The sequence below is a fragment of the Type-C symbiont of Plautia stali genome (genome assembly GCF_059730935.1).
The window spans coordinates 473937-490361 of the sequence record NZ_AP035924.1 but is presented as its reverse complement, the minus strand read 5'-3'; the positions used below and the strand labels follow the sequence as shown (position 1 = coordinate 490361).

14 protein-coding genes are annotated in these 16425 nt (G+C 58.9%); 8 read left to right on the top strand and 6 right to left on the bottom strand.

The window, feature by feature from the left end; translation table 11 throughout:
- Positions 1-60: 60 nt before the first annotated feature.
- The gene (locus tag AC6I7J_RS21385; protein WP_058770282.1) at positions 61-756 is read right to left on the bottom strand and encodes a RipA family octameric membrane protein; all 696 of its coding nucleotides are present in this window, start codon (positions 754-756) and stop codon (positions 61-63) included.
- Between the two features lie 234 nt (positions 757-990).
- Between AC6I7J_RS21385 and AC6I7J_RS21380 the strand changes: the two genes are divergently transcribed.
- Positions 991-1854 carry a substrate-binding domain-containing protein gene (locus AC6I7J_RS21380; protein ID WP_059012837.1) on the top strand — a complete coding sequence of 288 codons (864 nt, stop codon included), beginning with the start codon at positions 991-993 and terminating at the stop codon, positions 1852-1854.
- A gap of 172 nt (positions 1855-2026) precedes the next feature.
- Positions 2027-3454, top strand: coding sequence for an alpha,alpha-trehalose-phosphate synthase (UDP-forming) (locus AC6I7J_RS21375; RefSeq protein ID WP_421039559.1), 1428 nt, complete (start codon positions 2027-2029; stop codon positions 3452-3454).
- Positions 3455-3478: 24 nt separating this feature from the next.
- On the opposite strand, the gene AC6I7J_RS21370 is transcribed toward AC6I7J_RS21375, so the two are convergent.
- Positions 3479-3769 (bottom strand): hypothetical protein, encoded by a 291-nt coding sequence (locus AC6I7J_RS21370; protein WP_021508990.1) that lies wholly within the window; start codon positions 3767-3769, stop codon positions 3479-3481.
- 305 nt (positions 3770-4074) lie between these two features.
- Between AC6I7J_RS21370 and AC6I7J_RS21365 the strand changes: the two genes are divergently transcribed.
- Both AC6I7J_RS21365 and AC6I7J_RS21360 read left to right on the top strand, forming a co-directional pair.
- Positions 4075-4458, top strand: coding sequence for a type II toxin-antitoxin system RelE/ParE family toxin (locus AC6I7J_RS21365; RefSeq protein ID WP_021508991.1), 384 nt, complete (start codon positions 4075-4077; stop codon positions 4456-4458).
- A complete protein-coding gene (locus AC6I7J_RS21360; protein ID WP_211726866.1) occupies positions 4451-4777 on the top strand; it encodes a helix-turn-helix domain-containing protein in 327 nt (108 codons plus the stop codon). The genes AC6I7J_RS21365 and AC6I7J_RS21360 overlap by 8 nt, the downstream gene beginning before the upstream one ends.
- 165 nt (positions 4778-4942) lie before the next feature.
- Here AC6I7J_RS21360 and AC6I7J_RS21355 read toward each other — a convergent pair whose 3' ends face one another.
- Positions 4943-5842, bottom strand: coding sequence for a LysR family transcriptional regulator (locus AC6I7J_RS21355; RefSeq protein WP_125311491.1), 900 nt, complete (start codon positions 5840-5842; stop codon positions 4943-4945).
- A gap of 169 nt (positions 5843-6011) precedes the next feature.
- On the opposite strand from AC6I7J_RS21355, the gene mgrA reads away from it, so the two are divergent.
- On the top strand, positions 6012-7046 hold the full coding sequence (gene mgrA / locus AC6I7J_RS21350; RefSeq protein WP_058770277.1) for an L-glyceraldehyde 3-phosphate reductase: 1035 nt from the start codon (positions 6012-6014) through the stop codon (positions 7044-7046).
- Positions 7047-7074: 28 nt separating this feature from the next.
- Here mgrA and AC6I7J_RS21345 read toward each other — a convergent pair whose 3' ends face one another.
- A complete protein-coding gene (locus tag AC6I7J_RS21345; protein ID WP_498007301.1) occupies positions 7075-8046 on the bottom strand; it encodes an AraC family transcriptional regulator in 972 nt (323 codons plus the stop codon).
- Positions 8047-8115: 69 nt separating this feature from the next.
- Here AC6I7J_RS21345 and AC6I7J_RS21340 point away from each other — a divergent pair, with 69 nt between their 5' ends.
- The 3 genes from AC6I7J_RS21340 to AC6I7J_RS21330 all read left to right on the top strand — a co-directional run bounded on the left by AC6I7J_RS21340 (position 8116) and on the right by AC6I7J_RS21330 (position 11981).
- Entirely contained in the window at positions 8116-9150 is a 1035-nt protein-coding gene (locus AC6I7J_RS21340) for an SDR family oxidoreductase (protein ID WP_283342357.1), read from the top strand.
- Between the two features lie 90 nt (positions 9151-9240).
- A complete protein-coding gene (locus tag AC6I7J_RS21335) occupies positions 9241-10440 on the top strand; it encodes an FAD-dependent oxidoreductase (protein ID WP_498007300.1) in 1200 nt (399 codons plus the stop codon).
- Between the two features lie 344 nt (positions 10441-10784).
- A complete protein-coding gene (locus AC6I7J_RS21330) occupies positions 10785-11981 on the top strand; it encodes a cupin domain-containing protein (protein WP_222952400.1) in 1197 nt (398 codons plus the stop codon).
- Between the two features lie 131 nt (positions 11982-12112).
- Here the strand turns inward: AC6I7J_RS21330 and AC6I7J_RS21325 are convergent, their stop codons facing one another.
- Both AC6I7J_RS21325 and AC6I7J_RS21320 read right to left on the bottom strand, forming a co-directional pair.
- Positions 12113-15193 carry an efflux RND transporter permease subunit gene (locus tag AC6I7J_RS21325; protein ID WP_498007299.1) on the bottom strand — a complete coding sequence of 1027 codons (3081 nt, stop codon included), beginning with the start codon at positions 15191-15193 and terminating at the stop codon, positions 12113-12115.
- Entirely contained in the window at positions 15177-16346 is a 1170-nt protein-coding gene (locus AC6I7J_RS21320; RefSeq protein ID WP_264251822.1) for an efflux RND transporter periplasmic adaptor subunit, read from the bottom strand. Before AC6I7J_RS21320 ends, AC6I7J_RS21325 begins: the two co-directional genes overlap by 17 nt.
- Positions 16347-16425 lie beyond the last annotated feature (79 nt).

Sequence of the window (16425 nt, the reverse complement as noted above, 5' to 3'; positions counted from 1 at the left end):
TATAGATAAGGATAGCGAAACCGGCGCGGCGCAAAACCTTACGCCGCGCCGGTCTTTATATTAACGGCGTTTCTCAACCTCATCTTCTGGCGGAATCACCGGCTCATCGATAGCGATCGATTTGCCGGATTTCAGCAGCTGAATATCCAGAATCACGTAGGTCATGGTGGTGATAAACAGTGAGATGACACTGCCAATCACGCCGCTGGTAGTAAAGGTGAAGTAGTTGTACATCACCACCCAGGTGAGGCAGATAAACATCGCCAGCGCCACGGTAATCGCCGACTGCGAGTAATGCGTGGTACGCGCCCCCATTTCATTAATCTGCAGACTCAGGTTGCAGCCGCTGTATTTTTCCAGCAGCACGATAGTGTGATCCCAGTTGTGCAGGCGGCGGGCGCTGCCGCGCGCGGCGAACAGGAACAGCAGCGACAGGAACAGACCAGAGAAGGCGATCAGGACCGGTACCGCTTCCAGCGCATAGGCAATGCTTTTATGGCTTGACGCTTGTGCGACCGCGCTCAAATCCAGCGTCAGCGAGCAGCCCAGTGCGCCATACAGGAACACAAACAGCAGCAGATAGAGCGCGTTGCGTTTCCAGTCGAGCTCTGCTTCATGATTTCTCTGTAACCGCGCATCCTGCAACGCCTGTTGCAGGCGCAGTTGTTCGTCAGACGGGGAATCGATACTGGCGATCTCTTCGCCCAGTAAGCGGTGAATAAAAGGCTGATCGGCCTGATCGAGGGTGATGCGCATAAATTTTCCGCTGGCAAAATATTCGTGGCGTCAGTGTAACGTAAAACGAAGCTCACCGGGCGTCCGGTGCAGCGGCTGCGCATTTTGCCGCCATCGACACGCACCGGGTGAAGGGAGAAAGCAGCAATCCTTCGCATCCACCGATTGGCGATATCTGATTATTCGGGTAACGTGGAATTTCATACTAATACGTCAAAATTATTCCCGTACCCTACGTAGCAGGAGAGGTCATTTATGTCCGTCCATTCGCCGCTCATCGGCATTGTCAGCGATGATGTCAGTCATCCGCACAGTATGCACATGCTCAAAGAAGTCACGCGTCAGCTCAGTGCGCGTGATCTGCTGCCGGTGCTGCTGTGCGCCGCTACGCGCGAGGATTTTCAGGCCGCGCTGCGGAACGCGGCGTCGCTGCCGCTGGGCGGACTGCTGTTCCTGAGCTCGCCGTGTCAGGATGCGCAGGAGATCGCCGCGCACCTGCTGCCATCGCTGCGCGCGGTGCATCTGTGCCCGAACGACAGCGCGGGCGCTGATGTGGTGGTTGCCGATGCGTATCACGCCGGGCAGCAGCTTGGTGCACTGCTGCTGTCGCAGGGACACCAGCGTTTGGGCGCTATGCAGGTGCAGGCAAGTGACACGCCGCCGCGCCAGGTGCAGGGGTTTATTGCCAGCCTGCAGGCGGAAGATAAGACGCTGCACGCAGCACTGCACGCCGGCGCCCTTCACCGTGAGCAGGCTTATCAGGCGATGATGGCTTATCTGAAGAAAACCCGTGCGGCAGAACGCATCAATGCATTGATGTGCGAATACGACGAGCTGGCCTTTGGCGCACTGCAGGCCGTGCGCGACTTCGGTCAGGGCGCGCATATCGCCGTAGTGGGCTTTGATGATGCTGACGAGGCGCGCGGCTCCACATGGCACCTGAGCAGCTGGGCACCGCGCCGTGATTTACTGGTGACGGAAGCCCTGAACCGGCTGCTGGATCAGCGTCCGGACCACAGCCGCGCCTGGCAGCAGGGTGAGTTGCAGGTGCGCCATTCGCATCACGGCAAATATGTGCCTGGCGAAATGTCGCAGTGCGGCTGCGCCATCCGTCACTGATCGCTGCAAGCCTTTCCCCTTTGGCGCCGGGCTGATTTCCACACACTGGCGCTGATCTTTGCCGGATTTTTATATCCGCGCAGGTTTTCTTTACGCCTTTTTTATATTGCCGGCGGTTAAATCAGCGCAGCAGGCGGCACTGTGGCGCGCCTTAACCTCAAAGGGAAATATCATGCCCGGCACTATTCTGGTCACACATAATCAGCATCAGTCTTCCACGCTGGCAGCCATTTACGATCGCCTGATGGCGCGACGCGGTGGCCTCTGGGTCTGCTGGGATGGACAACGTACCGTCGCTGCGCAGGAAGCGGCGCGCACGCTTAGCTTTCAGCAGGGTAATGAATACGACAGGCTGCAGTTTGCGCTGACGCGCGCAGAATACGAAGAGGGCTATCACGGCTACGTACATCAGGGGTTGTGGCCGGTGTTTCACCAGCGTCCGGACCTGGCACGTTTCACCAGCGCCAGCTTCCAGGCCTATCGCCAGCTGAATGCGGCTTATGCTCACGCCATCGCTGAATATGCCATGCCGGACGATGTGATCTGGCTGCAGGATTATCACTTCATCCCAACGGTGAAAATGCTGCGTGATACCGGCTTAACTAACCGCATCGGTTTGTTTTTACATCAGCCGTTTCCGTCCGGTCAGCTGTTTGAAGCGATCCCTGACTGGCGCAGCCTGGCAGAATCGCTGCTGTGCTGTGACCTGATTGGCTTCCAGACCGCGCAGGATATGAATAACTTTCTGCTGTGGCTGGAGAGCGAGTTTCGCGCTGAACGCTTAGGCAGGAACCGTCTGCGCGTGCACGGTCACATTATCACCACTGGCGTGTTTCCGGTCGGGATCGATCTGGCTGAGGTTCAGGCATTACTCGAGAGTAACAGCTGCCAGTATATGGAGCAGCAGAGCCGCGAACATTTGCCGGCCAACACGGTACTGAGCGGCGGTCATCTCGACGACAGCGCAGGTCTGCCGTATCGCATCAGCGCGCTGGAAGTGCTGCTGCGCCATCATCCCGACTATGCGGGCAACATGATGTTATTGCAGCTGGCTTCTGCTGCCAGCGGTCACCCGCACCGGCAGCAGGCAATCAGCCATAATCTGGAAAATCTGTGCGGTGAGGTTAATGGCGTGCACGGTATGCTCAACTGGTATCCGGTCAGCTATCTCAACCACGATTATCGCCGTGAAGAGCTGGCCGGGCTGTACCGCGCGGCGCGGGTGGCGCTGGTGACGCCACTGATGGCGGGCATGAGCCTGATGGCGAAAATGTATGCTGCGCTGCAGGATCCGGCGAATCCCGGCGTGCTGATTCTGTCACAGTTCGCGGGTGCGGCCGAACAGATGGATGGCGCGCTGATCGTTAATCCTTACGATCCTGATGCAATGGCGGATGCCATCCATACGGCGTTGCGGCTGCCACTCAGCGACCGTCAGAACCGTCATGCGCGATTGCTGAATAACCTGCACCGCTACGATTGTCACTGGTGGGCCGACAGCTTCCTCGCCCTGTTAATGGATGAGCCGCAGCCGGAGAGTGTGCAGCTGTGTAGCCGTCACCTATCGGGCGCAGGCATAAGCGGGCGGTTACGTTATTGATAAGCAGATAGGGGCAGAGCGGGGCTAATGTCGGGTGTTTTTGCCCGTATTATCACGGTTGCGAAAAATATGGGTCACGTTATCGCTACCTTTTAACGCCACTGCTTCGCCCTGAGGCGCACTTTTGCTGTTCTGCACTTCAGCAATCGCATAGCGAAACGCGCGCTGGCGGGCCGGATCGGTTTCTGAGGCCGCCATCGCGCGCAGTTTTTCCAGCAGCGCGAGAGTGGTTACCGGTCCGGCTTGTTTTAACAATTGCAGCACGGCATCGCCCATGACAATGTCGGCCAGTTTTTCATCTTCACTTCTATACATAAAAGCTCTCAGTATCCGCGTTGCGTTTAGCATTGCCTGGTGCAGGTAAACCAAAGCCTAATCAACGACTGATAGTGTCGCTCTTCCTCTGTCGGAAATGTGTGACCTGCTGAGCGAAATTTTTCCCCGACAGCACCCTTAAACTTATACAACAAAAGCGCTTCTGTACAGGCGGGAGTTTCATCCCTTTCACTATTTAGCGCTTTAATGCGCGCTGGCGTTGCAGGTTGCTATTGTACTTAGTAGTATAGGTGGTTCAGGCAAGGACAAGGACAGTCCTCTTCTTCATAAAGCAGGGAAACAGCATGGCCATTTATGTATTGAAGCCCTTCGACCGAAATTTCAAAGGTGACATGATTGCGGACATCAAGCTCTGTCTGGCTGCCCGCGAATTGATTGCCGGACAGTATGAGGCCAGCCTGGGGGGTGGTGTTTACAAAAAACGCATTCCGCTCGGCGCCGGCAAAAGCGGCGGAGCCAGAGCGATTGTCGCGTTCAAATCACAAAAACACCTGTTTTTTGTTAACGGTTACGCTAAATCGACCACGAAGAGTGGCATACGTGAGATTAAAGAGGATGAGCTTAATCTCTACAGGCAGGTAGCCAGTCAACTGTTTGCCATGACGACTGAGCAGGAAAGAGCAGCGATAAAGGCGAGAAAAATGCGAGAGGTAATATGCGATGGTTGATCATCTAAAAGATCTGCAGGAAATCGCGCATGATTTTAACCCGCTGGGGGTGGTTAGCGATGAGCTTACCGAAAAAATCGATTCACGTGTCAGATTACGTGAGCTGCGTACCTCTCTGCCGGTTTTACAACTGATGTCAGGCGAGGCTATTCGTGAGTTACGTGAGCGACATGGTCTGAGTCAGGCCATGTTAGCCGCCTATATTGGCCTGTCCCCGGCCACCGTGGTGAAATGGGAGCGCGAGGAGAAAAAGCCAAATGGCGCTGCGCTGCGCCTGCTTAACCTCATTGATAGAAAGGGTCTTGAGGTATTGCGTTAATCAATTTTTGTGGCCACAGGATAACGTGGCCTGACATTGCGTGACGCAACGAATTTGTCGTGACGCCGCAGCCAAAATCACGCTGTGACGCTGGGTTGAAGTGATGAAAAGCAGGCATAGATCTTATGCCTGTTAATATCTATCCCGCCGTTACCCGCCCCGGCGCTAATCGCTGCTGCCCAGAATATCCATAAACTCCTGCACTGGCCGGTCGTAGACGTTCATACTGCCGGGACGATCGCTGAGCCAGGCTACAGCCAGTTCCCAGCACACATCAACGTCGCTGATGCGGCAATAATGCAGCGTCGTGCTGCGCGCTTTCACTACCTGTTCGGGCAGCAGGGCAATCCCCATATTGCGCTCAACCAGACTCAGCAGGGTTTCCAGATCGCTCACTTCAAACGTCACTTTGCGGCTCAGCCCCTGGAGAGCAAAACTGTTGTCATTCACCTTGCGCGTGCCCTGGCCGGCTTCGAAATCGATAAACGACTGCTGCGCCAGTTGTGCCATGGTGACGTCCGGCTGCATCGCGGTGAATCCGGCATAATCGGCGGCGAACGCTACCACGATTTCATCGCAGGCGATGATGCGCGACGACAGCCGGTCGGAGACTTCCTCCACCGGCATAATCGCCAGATCGATCTGCTGATCGTGCACTTTTGCATTGAGCTTCGCCGATGATCCCTGGCACAGCTTGACGTCAAAATCCGGAAAGCGACGAATAAAGGTTTCCAGTAATTGCGGCAGATCGATAAATGGCGGCACGCTTTGCACCGTGCCAATCGACAGGGTTCCGGTCTTAAGCGCCACGATCGCCGCCACTTCCTGCGACGCTTTTTCGACAAAGGCGCCGATGGTTCTGGCGTAATCAAGAAACACTTTCCCGGCCATGGTCAGGCGCACCTGGCGAGTGGAGCGGATAAAAAGCGGCGTGCCCAGTTCCTCCTCCAGCTGTTTAATCGAGGTGGACAAGGCCGATTGCACAATATGCATACTCTGTGCGGCGCGGGTGAAATTTTCATGTTCCGCCACGGCGATAAAGTGCCGCATCTGGCGCAATTCCATCAGTTATCTCCATAAAAGATGAATTTAATCACAATAATGAATTTTACAGATTAACGATACGCGGTAAAAATTTGTCCGGCAATCGCCTGTTAGCCGCGCGGTTTTGCAGGAAGGCAGAACAATGTCTTCTGTGCACCTGTACGGCGGCATTTAATGAGAGGAATCTGTTATGAGTTATGTTGCATCGCCAGCGCGTTATCAGACCAACATGCAGTACCGTAAAACCGGCAAAAGTGGCCTGGTGCTGCCGCTGATCTCGCTGGGGCTATGGCAGAATTTTGGCGGCGTTGACGTGTTTGAGACCGGCAGAGCGATCCTGCGCCACGCGTTTGATAACGGCATTACCCATTTCGACCTGGCTAATAACTACGGTCCGCCAGCGGGATCGGCTGAAGAGAACTTTGGCCGCTGGCTGGCGCAGGATTTTGCCCCATATCGTGATGAACTGATTATCTCCAGCAAAGCGGGCTGGGATATGTGGCCGGGTCCGTATGGTGGCCCGACCGGCACTCGCAAACATCTGATTGCCAGCTGTGATAACAGCCTGCGCCGCATGGGGCTGGATTATGTCGATATCTTCTACAGCCATCGCGTTGATCCGAATACGCCGCTGGAAGAAACCATGGGCGCGCTGGTACAGCTGCATCGTCAGGGCAAGGCGCTGTATGTCGGCATCTCTTCCCATTCGCCAGAGCTGACGCGTCAGGCCGCTGCGATTCTGGCCGATGAGAAAGTGCCGCTGTTTATTCATCAGCCCAATTACTCGATGCTAAACCGCACTATTGAGCACGGGCTGCTCGATACGCTGGCGGAGCTCGGCAGCGGTTGCATCGCCTTTTCACCGCTGGCACAGGGCATGCTAACCAATAAATATCTCAACGGCGTACCGCAGGGCGCGCGCGCCGGCGGCAGCGATCCGCGTCTTTCTGCCATGCTCAGCGAAGAGAACCTGGCAAAAATTCGTGCGCTTAACGCGATTGCTGAAGCGCGCGGTCAGACGCTGGCGCAGATGGCGATCGCCTGGGCGCTGCGTGATGAGCGGGTCACTTCTGCGCTGATTGGTGCCCGCACCGTTGATCAGTTAAGCGATTCCCTGCGCGCGCTGGACAACCTGACCTTTACGGCACAGGAGCTGGCGGACATTGATCGTTACGCCACCGAAGGTGGGGTGGATATGTGGCGCGTCTCTTCCCAACTTAAATAATGCCCGGCGCCGCGCAACGCGGCGCGTTTTATCGCTGCGCCTGCTGTAACCGCACGGCGCGGCGAAATGCATTGGGTGACTGACCCGTTTCACGCTTAAAAGCATGGCTGAAGGCGCTCTCTGAGGCGTAACCCAGCGTCTGCGCTACCACGGCCACCGCCTCATTTTCCTCCTGCAACGCACGCTCCGCCAGCCGCATGCGCCACGCCGTCAGATAGGCTATCGGCGTGATGCCGACCACCTGGCGAAAATATTGGGCAAAACGGGTGCGCGACATGGCACAGGCACGCGCCAGTTCGTCCAGATGCCAGTTGCGCGCAGGATCGCCATGCAGCCGCTGTAACGCCGGTGCCAATCGCGCATCGTTCAGCGCCCGCAGCCAGCTGGCGGGCAGTGCGCTGCTGGTTTGCAAATGCGCCCGCAGAATCTGGATGAACAGCAGTTGTGCCAGCTGGGCCGTTGCCAGCTGCGATCCCGGCTGGACATGCTGGCCTTCCTGCACCAGTTGATCCAGCACCCAGCGGAATGACGCCGCCTGCGGTGACGCCGCCGGTACCTGAATCCAGGGATGTAATACGTGGGTCAGTAAACGACCACTGGCAGGATCAAGCAGTACATGGCCGCCGATATGGACAAAATCATCACCGCTGCCAATCGGCGCATGACCTTTTCCTGCGCCATAAAACACACTCATGGCGTCAACCGGCGGCTCGTCCGGATGGCTGGCCAGCACGAAGGCGCGTTTAGCGCTCAGCAAGCCGACGTCGCCGGTGGCAAAGTGGAACGGTTCAGGTTCGCCCTCCAGTATGACCCAGCAACTGCCTTTGATAATGGCGAAGAATTTAATTTTATCGGGCGCAGGGAAACGCAGCGCCCAGCGTCCGCCTGCGGTAAAACCGCCGGTCAGCAATGATTCAGCGCGAACGAAACGCAGAATGTCGGAAAAGGGATCAAGGCTCATTTCTGTACTATCACGCAAGTAAAGTGCATTTACAAGCATTCAAAATCCGCCATCCGCCGCTTAACGTAGAGCGCGTCGAATGAACGATGATTGTGATGAGGAAGAAAAATGAGTAATGAAAAGGTTCTGGTTACCGGCGGCAGCGGGTTTATCGCTCAGTACTGCATTATTGCGCTGCTGCAGCAGGGCTATCGGGTGCGAACCACCTTACGTGATGCCGAACGTGAAGCTGAAGTCAGGGCGCATCTGTTGCAGGCCGGGGTGGACGCAGGCGAGGCGCTGCAATTTGTCGTTGCCGATTTAACGGCAGACGCCGGCTGGGAAGACGCGGTGGCAGGCTGTCGCTTCGTGCTGCATGGCGCTTCACCCACCCCGACCGGCAGCCAGGTAAGCGAAGCTGACTGGGTGAATCCGGCGATTGAAGGAAATCTGCGCGTATTGCGCGCTGCGCGCGATGCAGGCGTTAAACGTGTGGTGCTGACCTCGGCGTTTGGCGCGGTCGGTATCGGACATCCAGCGGACTATCCGCGCCCCTTTACCGAGCGCGACTGGAGCGATGTCAGCGGCGATGTGTGGCCGTATCAGAAATCGAAAACCCTGGCGGAACGCGCCGCCTGGCAGTTTATCGCTGAGCAGGGTAACGGTCTGGAACTGGCCACGGTGAACCCGGTGTCGGTGCTGGGACCGGTGCTGGGTGCCGACTATTCACATTCGATTCGCATTGTGAAGGAGCTACTGGAGGGGCAGCCAGGCTGTCCTGACATCAACTCATGTTTTGTTGATGTGCGTGACGTGGCCAGTCTGCACGTGCTGGCGATGACCCACGCCGCCGCTCAGGGGCAGCGCTTCCTCGCCAGTTCGGGGCACAGCCTGCCGCTTATTGAGGTGGCGCGCACGCTCAAAACCCATCTGGCAGCAGAAGCAGAGAAAGTTTCGCTGCAGCCAATGAGTGACGCCATGGTGCGGGCGGCGGCAGCGCAAAATCCGCTGATGACGGGAATGGTAAAACTGCTGGGCGTTGATATGAACGTCAGCGCCGCTAAAGCTGGCTGGCTGCTGAACTGGCACCCGCGCAGTCCGCAGGAGGCCATTCTTGCCACCGCGCGCAGCCTGATTGCGCTGGGGCTGGTAGCAAACCACTAGTCTGACTGCGGCATTTATCATCACCCTGGTGACGCGCAGATGCTATATAAATGATAACAATTATCATATATAGCGATTGATGAGGATATCATGCCGTCTCCACAGGTAATAAACGCCGACTGCTGTATCGTCGGCGGCGGTCCGGCCGGCTTAATGCTGGCCTATTTACTGACGCGCGCCGGCCTGCGCGCGGTCGTGATTGAGAAACACGCCGATTTTCTGCGCGATTTTCGCGGCGACACCATTCATCCCTCAACCCTGGAGATCATGCACCAGCTGGGTCTGCTCGACGCGCTGCTGGCGCTGCCGCATCAGCGCGCGGAAAAGTTACAGGCGGAAGTGGGCGGGCAGGAGATCACCATGGCCGATTTCTCCCGTCTGCCGTTGCGCTGCCGTTTTATCGCCTTCATGCCGCAGTGGGATTTCCTCACTTTCCTCGCCGCCCAGGCGGCGCACTATCCCGGTTTCACGCTGCTGCAATCCACCGGTTTTGACGATTTTCTTTATCAGGATGGCGTAATCGCAGGCGTGAAAACGTTACAAGGTCACGAAATTCACGCGCCGCTGGTGATAGGCGCTGATGGCCGTCGCTCGGCGGTGCGGCAGAAAGCCGGGCTGGTGGGTAAAAGCTTTGGTGCTCCACGCGATGTGGTGTGGTTCCGGCTGGATAAACAGCCGGACGACCCTGAACTCGGGATGGGCCACAAGGGGCCGAAGCAAAACTTCATTGTCATTGACCGCGGCGAATTCTGGCAGTGTGGATTCACCATTCAGAAAGGCGAATTCGAGGCGCTGAAGCAGGCCGGGCTCGACGCGCTGAAAAACCGCATGGCAGAGGTTGCGCCGTTCAGCGTGGCGCGCATGGCGCAGCTGCAGGAGTGGCAGCAGCTGAGTCTGTTATCCATCCGTATCGATCGGCTGGACAAATGGATGAAGCCCGGCGTGCTGTGCATTGGCGATGCCGCACATGCGATGTCACCGATTGGCGGCGTGGGTGTGAACCTGGCGATTCAGGACGCGGTGGCCAGCGCCAATTATCTGACGCGGCCGTTGCAAAACGGCACGCTCACGCTGCGCGATTTGGAGAACGTGCAGCGGCGGCGGCAGTTTCCGACGGTGGCGACGCAATTCCTGCAGATCAAAATGAGCAGCGGCAAGCGCCCGCGTACCACGCCCAGTAAGGTTCCGCAGCTCATCAGCCGCTATCCGTTTTTACGCCATCTGTTTGGCCGATTGATTGGCATGGGTTTCCGCCCGGAACGGCCACGTCTCGCCGGAGAAAAAACGTAGCCGGGTAATTATTGCAATTGCGATGCTTTTGTAACATTAAATTAACTTTTTTGGCGGGCTATCATTAAAAAAATTGCTTAATCAGGGAGGGGATTTAATCACTTTGTGCCTTATTTGTCGGCTGATATAACCTGAACGTCAACGCGATCTCAACGAAGCGTAAATGGCGTGAGGCTGGCGAATAGCGGGATTACGAGATGATAAAGGTTTTCTATTGATTTCAGCGGTGACACAAGGTTGGCGAAAGCCACAGTTTGATTATGGTTAAGGGGCATGACACAAACCATAAGAAACTGAGGAAAACAGCAGGTATGAAACTGGAAAACTTATCTCGCAGAAGCTTTATGGCCTTCGCGGCTGGTGGCACCGTGGCGCTGGCCGCCGGCAAGGTCCATGCCCACGACGGCAAGGTGGCGACTTATCCGGCGAATGATCCCAACCATCCGCGCGACCCTGGCCCGCACGATCCGGTGCGCGAAGCGCTGAATCCGGATCTGGTCGATCCGCCAGCAACCGACAGCGGCACATTACCCAACCTGCGCTTTTCGTTTAGCGATGCGCACGTGCGCAAGGGCAGCGGCGGCTGGACGCGCCAGGTGACGCAGCGCGAACTGGGCATTTCCACCACCATTGCTGGCGTCGATATGCGGCTGGATAAAGGGGGCATCCGCGAACTGCACTGGCACAAAGAGGGCGAGTGGGCCTACATGCTGTACGGCAATGCGCGCATCACCGCGCTGGATACCGCAGGTGGCTGGTTTGTCGATGACGTTGGCGTGGGCGATTTATGGTATTTCCCGCCGGGCGTGCCGCACTCGATTCAGGGGCTCGGACCGGACGGCTGCGAATTCCTGCTGGCCTTCGACAACGGCAATTTCGATGAAGACAGTACCTTTCTGCTCAGCGACTGGTTCAAACATATCCCGCCCGAAGTGCTGGCAAAAAACTTTGGCGTGCCGGCTGAGGTGTTTAACACGCTGCCCTCGCCGGAAGAGGAGTACATCTTTGCCGGACAGGCACCGGACGGCGCGGCGGCTTCGGCGGTGAGCGGCGGGGTGAAATCGAAGCAGGTCTTCTCGCATAAAATGCTGGCGCAGAAGCCGTTGACGCTGCCGGGCGGCACGGTACGCATTACTGATTCCAGTAATTTTACGGTATCGAAAACCATCGCCGCCGCGCTGGTGGAACTGGCTCCCGGCGCGATGCGCGAACTGCACTGGCATCCCAATAACGACGAATGGCAATACTATCTGGAAGGTCAGGGGCGGATGGGCGTGTTTGCCTCGTCGGGTCAGGCGCGTACGTTTGACTTCCGCGCCGGTGATGTCGGCTATGTGCCCTTTGCCATGGGTCACTATATCGAAAACACGGGTGACAAGCCGCTGCGCTTTCTGGAACTGTTTAAAAGCGATTATTACGCGGATATTTCGCTTAACCAGTGGCTGGCCAGCACGCCGCCAGCGCTGGTGCGCCAGCATCTGCATCTCAGCGACACCTTTATGAATGCGCTGCAGCAGGAGAAGCATCCGGTAGTGAAATAGCCCGTGGCCACGCGCAGCCGGTGCTGCGCGTTCTCTCCTGATACTGTCCACATCTGGCGTGCATATCCCGCCCGGAACCCTGTGGATAAACCTTTCGTTGCCCCGTGCCAGCAGGGCTGATCAGCAGGCGGTTATTTTCTGAACGGCCGCCAGCGCAGCGATTTCAGTTTGTCCCGACGGGCTGCTGCCTGCATCACCAGACTCATCGCCGCGGGTAAGACCGTGAGCGTCACCAGCGTCGCCACTAACAGCCCACCGATAATCGCCAGCGCCATCGGTCCCCAGAAAACCTGACGCGAGATCGGGATCATACCGAGAATCGCGGCGCTGGCGGTGAGCACGATCGGCCGGGCGCGGTGTTCTGCCGCAGCCGCAATGGCGGCATCTGGCGGCATACCTGCATCAACGTTGTTATCTGCCTCGCTGATCAGGATCACCGCGTTGCGGATGATCATGCCAGCCAGGGCAATAACACCCAGCAGCGCCACAAACCCCATCGGCGTGCCGGTCGGCAGCATGGCCAGCACAATGCCCGGCAGACCAAAGGGCGCCATCAGCAGGGCCAGCAGCAGGCGGGAAATCCGCCGCAGTTGTAACATCAGCAATACCAGCATGCAGAGCAGCGTGACCGGCAGGATAGCGATCACCGACTGGTTGCCCTTGTCAGACTCTGCTACCGCCCCGTCCTCGCTCAGGCGGTAACCGGCCGGCAAGCTGGCCCTGAAGGTGGCAATCAGCGGCGTGAGGGCGGCGGAGACGGCTTCCGCGCGCAAACCCGGCGCCGTATCGGTCTGAACGGTGATAAACGGCAGGCGCTGGCGTCGCCAGATAACGGGATCCTCCAGCCCCCACTGCGGTGTTGCGACCTGCGTCAGCGGAATTTTTGCGCCCGACGGCGCGGTTAGCAGCAGTCCGGACAGGCTGCTCAGGTCATGGCGCGCCGCAGCGTTGCCCTGTAGCACCACATCAATCAGCCGGTTGCGATCGCGTACCGTGGTGATCAGCGTTCCTGACCAGAGCGTATGCAGATACTGAGCAATCAGGTCAGAAGAGAGGCCGGCTGCGCGCGCTGCCGTCTGATTCACCTGCAAAGTGATAACGCGTTCGGGCTCACCGGCGGTTTGATTGACGTCACGCGTCAGCGCTGAGCTGCCGAGCGCGGCGGCCAGCCGCTCTGCCAGCTGCTGCACCTGGCGATAATCCGGACCGCTGATGCGATAACGAATCGGCCAGCCTACCGGCGGACCGAGCTCGAGCGGCGCGACGCGCGTGGTGATGTCGCTGAAATCCCGGGCAAGCACCGCATCCAGCGAGCGCTGCAGTCGTTCACGGGCGGCCAGGCTTTTGGCCACGACCACCAGCTGAGCGCTGTTTTCATCGTCCAGCAGCACATCCATGGGCAGGTAGAAGCGTATCGCACCGGTGCCGACGTAAGACGAATAGTGGTCAACATCCCGGCTGGCGGAGACAATCCGCTCAAGGCGTTGCACCTGACGCAGGGTGGCCTGCTGCGACGCACTGGCCGGCAGCGCCAGGCTCACCAGCAGCTCCGGCCGATCGGAGGCCGGGAAAAACTCGCCCTGCATATACGTGGTGCCGACGCCGGCCAGCAACAGCGCCAGCATCGCCATCGCCAGCGTCAGCATGCGGTGGCGCAGCACGCTGCTCAGCAGGCGGCGATAGAACTGGCTGAGGCGCCCGTTTCCGGCGCGGTGCTGCTTTAGCGTGGCCGGCAACAGCCAGCTGCCGGTCAGCGGTGAAAACAGCACCGCCACCAGCCATGAGCTGATGAGCGCCATCAGCACCACCGCAAACAGGGTATAGCAATATTCTCCCGCGCTGGAGGCGGCAAAGCCGACCGGAATAAAACCGGCAATCATCACCAGCGTACCGGTCAGCATCGGGAAGGCGGTGGTACTGAACGCCCAGGTCGCTGCGCCGGTGCGGGAATCGCCGGCCTCCAGCCGCGCCACCATGGTTTCCACCGTGATCATTGCATCGTCCACCAGCAGGCCCAGCGCCACGATCAGTGCGCCCAGCGAGATGCGCTGCAGGCCGATACCGGCCAGATGCATGCCGATAAACGTCATGGCGAGCACCAGCGGGATCGCCGCCGCGACCACCAGGCCGGCGCGCAGTCCCAGCGAGACAAACGAAACCGCCAGCACGATGATTACCGCCTCGCCCAGCACATCGACAAATCCGCTCACCGCCTGTTGCACTACCGCTGACTGATCGGCGATGCGCGTCATCTCAATGCCGTGCGGCAGCTGGCTGGCTTCGCTCTCCATGCGCGTCCGCAGTGCCTGGCCAAAATCCAGCATGTTGCCGGTGGCGGCCATCGACACCGCCAGTCCAATGGCCGGCTGGCCGTTGACGCGGAACAGCGGGGCGGGCGGTTCGGCGGGGCGGCGCGTGATGGTGGCGATCGCCGTCAGCGGAACATAGCGATCGTTAACGTGCAGCGTAACCGCCCGCAGGCTCGCCTCGCTGTTGAACGCACCGCTCACGCGCAGGGCGATGTTATCGGTGGCGGTGCGCACGCTGCCCGCCGGCTCGACGACATTCTGCGCCCGTAGCGCCTCTGCTACCTGCTGCAAATCCAGTCCCATAGCGGACAGCTGGCGCGGGGAAAAGGCCACCACCAGTTGCTCTTCCTGCTCGCCCAGTAGCTGGATCTTGCCCACATCCGGCAGACTCATCAGATCGCGGCGAATGTCGTCCACCCGGTCCCGCAGCTCACGCGGAGAAAAACCGTCGGCGGTGAAGCCGTAAATCGTGCCAAAGGTATCGTCAAACTCATCGTTGACCGCCGGGCCCTGCACGCCCTGCGGCAAAGCCGGGGTCACATCCTGCATTTTTTTACGCACCTGATACCAGATGCCGGCCACCTGCGCGGGTGGGGTGTCGTCACGCAGATTGACGAAAATGACCGTGCGGCCAGCGTGCGTTTCACTCTGCACATAATCCAGCCAGGGAATTTCCTGCAGCTTTTTCTCCAGCGGATCGGTGACCAGTCTGACCGTATCGTTGATGTCGGCACCTGGCCACTGCGCAGACACCACCGCAGTTTTGATGGTGAACGCCGGATCTTCGTTGCGCGAGAGTTTTTCATAGCTGACGATGCCTGCTGCCACGATCAGCAACATAAGAAAGGTCATCAGCTGCTGCTGCTTCAGCGCCCAGGCAGAAAGATTAAACGCCGGTTTCATGCTGATCCTCCTGGCTGCCGGCAACGCGTTCACCGTCACGCAGGCTTCTGACGCCCGCCGTGATTACCCGATCGCCCGGCATGATGCCGGCGCGAATCCATACCGCATCTGCCGTGTAGCCGGCAATCGCAACCGTGCGCCGGATAACGCAGTTTTTCACCGGGTCGAGAATAAACACCGCCGGCTGGCCTGCCTGGCGGGTGAGCGCGGTGGCCGGAATCGCCATCACCGCATCCGCCGTCGTGTCGGCCAGCGGCAGGGTGACGGCGACGCTGGCACCCAGCACCATCTCCGCGGGAAGATTGTCCAGTGTGATGCGCACCCGCCAGCTGCGTGTCTGGGCGTCGGCTTGTGGACTGACGTCACGCAGGTGCGCTTCGGCCATCACGGACGGATTCTGCAATAGCGCAACGCGGAAACGGGCACTGGCCCGGCGATCGAGGGTTTCAGGTGTGGCAACGTCAAATACCACGTCACGGCCTGTGCCGGTCGCAACCGTAAACACCGTCTGACCGGCGCTGACCACCTGACCGGCTGCGGCGCTGACGCCCGTCACCACGCCATCCTCAGGCGCGGTAAGGTGGGTCCAGCGCAGGCTATCCTGCGCATTTTTCAATGCCGCTTCACTGCTCTGCCGCCGCGCCAGCGCAGCCTGCCAGTCGGCGCTGGCGCTATCGAGCTGAGCACGGGCAATTGCCCCGGACGGCATCAGCAGGCGCATGCGGTGCAGATTGAGGGCCGCCACCTTTTCGGCCGCGCGGCTGCTGTTCAGCTCCGCCTGTGCGCTCGCCAGCTGATTCAGCGCGCCGGGACTGTCAAGCACGGCGAGCGTCTCTCCCTGCCTGAAGCGGCTGCCGACATCGGCGCTGCGCGTCAGAATCCGCCCCTCCAGCCTGAAACTGAGCGAGGTTTCATCGTGCGCGCGGATCTCGCCGGTCAGGGTTTGCTGCCCGGCGGGCGTGGGCGGGCCAACCGTGATGAACTTTACCGGACGCGGTGGCGGCGGCGTGGGTGAACGCTTGCGGTCACAGCCGGTCAGCAGCAGGGCCGTCAGCAGCAGACAGGGCAGCAGCGGCAGCAGGGAAACCAGGTGGCGCGGATTAAGCAGGTGGCGCACACCCTGTTTGATCAGGCAGGGAAGCTCGTCGGTCATGGCGCAATTCCTTTATCGGTATTTGCGCCATTACACCGTGCGATTATCAAGAATCCGGCGATGTTCCATCAAGAGCGTG

What these genes read in the sequence shown, in the direction of transcription:
- AC6I7J_RS21385 (WP_058770282.1), bottom strand. Translation starts at nt 756, where the DNA reads ATGCGCATCACCCTCGATCAGGCCGATCAGCCTTTTATTCACCGCTTA.
- AC6I7J_RS21380 (WP_059012837.1), top strand. Translation starts at nt 991, where the DNA reads ATGTCCGTCCATTCGCCGCTCATCGGCATTGTCAGCGATGATGTCAGT.
- AC6I7J_RS21375 (WP_421039559.1), top strand. Translation starts at nt 2,027, where the DNA reads ATGCCCGGCACTATTCTGGTCACACATAATCAGCATCAGTCTTCCACG.
- AC6I7J_RS21370 (WP_021508990.1), bottom strand. Translation starts at nt 3,769, where the DNA reads ATGTATAGAAGTGAAGATGAAAAACTGGCCGACATTGTCATGGGCGAT.
- AC6I7J_RS21365 (WP_021508991.1), top strand. Translation starts at nt 4,075, where the DNA reads ATGGCCATTTATGTATTGAAGCCCTTCGACCGAAATTTCAAAGGTGAC.
- AC6I7J_RS21360 (WP_211726866.1), top strand. Translation starts at nt 4,451, where the DNA reads ATGGTTGATCATCTAAAAGATCTGCAGGAAATCGCGCATGATTTTAAC.
- AC6I7J_RS21355 (WP_125311491.1), bottom strand. Translation starts at nt 5,842, where the DNA reads ATGGAATTGCGCCAGATGCGGCACTTTATCGCCGTGGCGGAACATGAA.
- mgrA (WP_058770277.1), top strand. Translation starts at nt 6,012, where the DNA reads ATGAGTTATGTTGCATCGCCAGCGCGTTATCAGACCAACATGCAGTAC.
- AC6I7J_RS21345 (WP_498007301.1), bottom strand. Translation starts at nt 8,046, where the DNA reads ATGCTTGTAAATGCACTTTACTTGCGTGATAGTACAGAAATGAGCCTT.
- AC6I7J_RS21340 (WP_283342357.1), top strand. Translation starts at nt 8,116, where the DNA reads ATGAGTAATGAAAAGGTTCTGGTTACCGGCGGCAGCGGGTTTATCGCT.
- AC6I7J_RS21335 (WP_498007300.1), top strand. Translation starts at nt 9,241, where the DNA reads ATGCCGTCTCCACAGGTAATAAACGCCGACTGCTGTATCGTCGGCGGC.
- AC6I7J_RS21330 (WP_222952400.1), top strand. Translation starts at nt 10,785, where the DNA reads ATGGCCTTCGCGGCTGGTGGCACCGTGGCGCTGGCCGCCGGCAAGGTC.
- AC6I7J_RS21325 (WP_498007299.1), bottom strand. Translation starts at nt 15,193, where the DNA reads ATGAAACCGGCGTTTAATCTTTCTGCCTGGGCGCTGAAGCAGCAGCAG.
- AC6I7J_RS21320 (WP_264251822.1), bottom strand. Translation starts at nt 16,346, where the DNA reads ATGACCGACGAGCTTCCCTGCCTGATCAAACAGGGTGTGCGCCACCTG.